The sequence below is a fragment of the Nocardia tenerifensis NBRC 101015 genome, assembly GCF_000308715.1.
Taxonomy (GTDB): domain Bacteria; phylum Actinomycetota; class Actinomycetes; order Mycobacteriales; family Mycobacteriaceae; genus Nocardia; species Nocardia tenerifensis.
The window spans coordinates 1-4,295 of the sequence record NZ_BAGH01000228.1; the positions used below are offsets into that span (position 1 = coordinate 1).

The 4,295-nt window shown below is 68.2% G+C and carries 4 protein-coding genes; 2 read left to right on the forward strand and 2 right to left on the reverse strand.

Annotation, left to right across the window (positions count from 1 at the left end; genetic code table 11):
- A partial coding sequence (locus ON39_RS18535; protein ID WP_218006170.1) for an LLM class flavin-dependent oxidoreductase occupies positions 1-500 on the reverse strand: 500 nt, incomplete at its 3' end.
- Between the two features lie 214 nt (positions 501-714).
- Between ON39_RS18535 and ON39_RS18540 the strand changes: the two genes are divergently transcribed.
- Both ON39_RS18540 and ON39_RS45990 read left to right on the forward strand, forming a co-directional pair.
- The gene (locus tag ON39_RS18540) at positions 715-1,809 is read left to right on the forward strand and encodes an MAB_1171c family putative transporter (RefSeq protein ID WP_146250999.1); all 1,095 of its coding nucleotides are present in this window, start codon (positions 715-717) and stop codon (positions 1,807-1,809) included.
- 94 nt (positions 1,810-1,903) lie between these two features.
- Positions 1,904-3,472 (forward strand): lipase family protein, encoded by a 1,569-nt coding sequence (locus ON39_RS45990; RefSeq protein WP_169335894.1) that lies wholly within the window; start codon positions 1,904-1,906, stop codon positions 3,470-3,472.
- 7 nt (positions 3,473-3,479) lie between these two features.
- Here the strand turns inward: ON39_RS45990 and ON39_RS18550 are convergent, their stop codons facing one another.
- The gene (locus ON39_RS18550) at positions 3,480-4,112 is read right to left on the reverse strand and encodes a hypothetical protein (RefSeq protein ID WP_040735827.1); all 633 of its coding nucleotides are present in this window, start codon (positions 4,110-4,112) and stop codon (positions 3,480-3,482) included.
- Between the last annotated feature and the right edge of the window lie 183 nt (positions 4,113-4,295).

Sequence of the window (4,295 nt, forward strand, 5' to 3'; positions counted from 1 at the left end):
ATGTTCTGGCGCAAGGCCGCGAGGACGATCGGCGGTCGCGGCGGAATGAGCATCGGCGGGAGTGCGGCGTGCACCCGGTAGTACTCCCCGTCGAGTTCGACGCCGCCCTCCCACAGCATCCCGCGCAGCACCGCCACGTACTCGCGCAGGTGCGCCAGCGGCTTGCCGAACGAAAGACCGTAGCGCTCTTCGATTTCGGGCTTGTGACTGGCCCCGATGCCGAGCCGGAAGCGTCCCGGCGCGAGTTCCGCCGCGACCAGCGCCTCGTTCGCCCTGGCGAGCGGATGGGTCGGGTAGGTGATCGAGATGCCGCTGGCCAGACCGATTCTGGTGGTGCGCGCCGCCGCGGCGTTGACGATGCTCAACCCGTCCGGCCCGACCGGCCACGAGGGCACCCACGCCGCCCGGACCCCCGCTGCCTCCGCGCGCACGATCGCGTCCAGCACGGGTCGCACCGGCGGCGGAAAAACCACAACGCCAACGGGAACGGTAGAAGCCACCCACCCAAGCTACGCGACCGACTGACGATCCCGGCAAGAACAAGACTGTTTCTTCACCGATCGCCGCCGCATGCTGGACGACCTACGGAGCGAACAGGAGCAGCCGATGTCGTCCACGGCAATTGGCTGCCACGATAAATGGTTCCGCTCATCCCGGGAACACTGCCGCGTACTGTGCGCGGGAAAGTATTTCGCTCGTCCGGAGGCACGTCGCTTGTCATCGTTGATCCCTGGATTCCTCGCTTGGCCGCTGACCGGGTGCGTCGTGTTGTTCACGCTGGGGCGTTTCCGGTACTTCCGGGATACGCCGGTCGATCGGCTCGTCAACCGGTTGTTCGCCTGGAGTGCCGCGGCGTTGCTGCTATTCCGATTCGCGACCGTGCCGGGTTGTCCCGGTCCGGTCTATGAAGTGGCGATCGGTTGCGTCTTGATGATGACGACTGGCCTGCACGCCATCGGCTGTGCGCGCCGAAACGATATCGATCCGGACACTCGACGCCGGCGTCAACGCCGTTCTCGTCTGTTCGCCGTGCTCGCGACGATCGCGATTCTTCTCGCGGGCGCGGCGGCACGAGGCGACGGGCGAACAATCGACATGGGTCTCACCTGGGACGGCCTCGTCGTAGCGTTCGCGTTCTGCACGCCGGTGGTCATCAATACGGCGGTCTTCGCCCGCATGGTCGTGCACGAGTTTCGTATAGGCGATCTCACCCCGTCGGAACGGGTCGTCGCCGCGAGCATGCTCGTGAGCATGCTGGTCGACTGGATCGGGGTAGCGCTGTCGGGACTCCAGCTGTTCCTCGGCTGGCCGCAGCTCGGCCCGCACCTGCCGCGGGCGGAGCTGACCTTCACCGTCGGCGTCCTGGTCAACGCGGTGGCGCCCATGTTCCCCTTGTCGATGGCGCTGCTGCGCGCGATCGGCCTGGACCGCGAAGCACGCGAATGCCGTCGGTTGCGACCATTGTGGCGCGACCTCACCGCGGCGGTCCCGGAGATCGTCCTGCGGCCGGCGACCGATACCGGAACTCCCCCCGACCCGGCCACCCGGATCTTCCGAATGACCGTCGAAATACGCGACGCCCTGATGCATCTCGCGCCCTACCTCCCCGCGCAGCCGCCGATGTCCGAGAACGCCGAGGACTACGCGAAGCGAATCGCTTACGCCGCCACAGCGAGAAGGACGGGTCTCCCCCCGACATTCGCCACGCCCCAACCCGCCCTGGGCAGCGGCGATTTCCACGCCGACCTTCGGCAACTGCTGGGTTTGGCGCGGGTATGGCGCGGTGCGTATACGGGCGATCCTTCCTAGTTCCGCGCACCGCGACCGCATAATGGACCCGCCGTCGCTGCGGGTTCGCCACGGCCTCGAAGTTTGCTGGTGCATTCCGGAGGAGGCGCGGCGGATGGGCGACAGGTCAGCACGGCATCGGTACGCACCGGGGACGTTGCTCCACCACGAAACGCTGCCGGAGAAGTTGTGGCCGGACGGGGCCGCGGTGTCGTATCGAATCCACTATCGCGGCATCGGTTACGAGGGCATCGGCCGGACGATCAGCGGGTCGGTGTTCGTGCCCGCGGGTGATCCGCCGCCCGGCGGGTGGCCGGTGGTCGCCTATGCGCACGGCACGTGCGGGCTCGCGGACACTACGGCGCCGTCCAGGGCCGGCCTGTCCAAGTTGGAGCGACGGCACGTCGGAGCGTGGCTGTCGGCCGGATGGGCCGTCGCCGCAACCGATTACGAGGGTTTGGCGACGCCGGGACCGCACCCGTACCTGAACGGGGAGGCGGTGCTCGACGACGTCATCGACGCCGTGCGCGCCGCACACGGACTGCCGCACGCCCTGAGCCCGGCCTGGATCGTCGTCGGCTTCTCCCAGGGCGGGCACGCGGCCTTGTTCACCGCGATCACGGCCACCAGGTACGCGCCGGAGCTGGATTTTCGCGGCACCATCGCGCTGGCTCCGCCGGTACACGCGACGACGATCGTCCACCTGCAGACCCGCGAGGGCACCGGCCCGCTGACCATCTTCACGCCCTTCCTGCTGGCCGGCTTGCGCACGGGCCGCCCCGATTTCGACGCTCGCGCCTTCCTGACCCCGGCCGGTCGCGAACTGGTCGACTTCGCCGCGCACGCCTCCCTGGGCCAGATGTTCGCCGCCATCTCCACCGCCACCAACGACCACATCGGCACCACCGACCTGCTGGCGGATCGACCGCTGATCGAATCGGTCCTGGATTCGTGCCGCGTCCCGCTCACCCGGCTGGATCGCCCGCTGTACCTCGCGGCGGGCGGCGCGGACGAGGTGATTCCGCTCGAGGTCGTCGACCGATTCGCCGCCGACCTGCGCGACACGGGCTCGGAGATCACCTACACCGTGCGTCCCGGCGCTTCCCACGCGGCGATGCTCACGGTCGCGATCGATGAAATGCACAGGTGGGCAAGAGATTTGCTCGAACGGTTGCCCGCACCCCGCTATGAATTCGACCTGCTCGACATCAGCGGCGACGGCTATCTCACCCGCGACGACTACGACGCCTTCGCACTCCGCCTGGTACAGGCGGCGGGCGAGCCACCCGGCTCCGCAAAGGCCCGCAGGGTTCGCGACGGGTATCGCGCGCTGTGGCGGTCGGTCCGCGCGGCGGCCGACACCGATGGCGACGGCCGCGTCAGCGACACCGAGTTCGCCGACTGGATCCGTTGCGGCGCCGAGTTCTCCGTGGACATCATGCCGCTGGCCCGCGCCGTGATCGATCTCGCCGGCACCGGTGACGACGTGCTTCGGCCGTCCGAGCTGGAGCGAATCCTGTTCGGCTGCAACCTTTCCGGTGACGAAGCGCGCGCGGAGTTCGACCGCCTCGACCTCGACGAGAACGGAGTGATCAGCGCCGACGAACTCGTGGCGGCGATCCACGCTTTCTGCCAGGAACCCGGCGAGAACAAGCCGGGCTCTTGGCTTTTCGGCAGATTCTGAATCCCGGTCAGGCGTGTCCCGGCTTGTTGAACCGCGGCTGTGTGCCGAAGGCGGGACGGCTGCCGGTCTCGACCGACCCCGGCGTCTCCACCACGGCGCCCCGCGTGTCGGGTTGCACTGTGCGCGTGTCGATTTCGCGGCGTGCGAAGGCGATATCGCGCGCGCTGCGCACGGACAGCCTGCCGAGCGAGGTGGCGGCGAAGAACAGGATGAGCGCGCCGAGACCGTAGAAGAAGGTCAGTTGCAGCAGGGCGCGTTTGAGGTCGGAGGACGCGACCGGCTCACCGACGTCGCCGATGTTCAACAGGTCGGCCAGGAACGGGCCGATGATGAACCACAGTCCGGCCGCCGCCGCCAGCCAGCCGCCGAAGCTGGCCACCAACCGATTACGGCTCGCCAGCATCAGCAACCCGCCCACGATCGCGACGACGCCCGGCAGCAGTTCGAGCCAGCCGCGCGCCGACGTCCACACCCACGAGTCGTCCGGCGTGAACGCGAAATCGAAGGACGGCCCGAGGAACGGGATCAGCGCACCCCAGATCCCCAGCAACAGCACCGCGAGCCCGCCGAGAGCTCCCCGGCTACGCGGAATCCTGAGCGCCGGCCCGCGATCCGCGGAAACGTTGTCATCGACGTTCATGAGAGCCTCCATTCGTCGAGTACCTGTCGGTATCGCCTACCCCAGCCACGCGAACATATGCGCAAGCTGCATAAACGGTTCGCGGGACGCCTGGAGGCCTGGGCGCGACCCGGTCACCAGCGATGATCCTGGCGCTACTCGCCGACGGGTATGTCCATGGCCGTATGTGCGCTCTGCGGATGC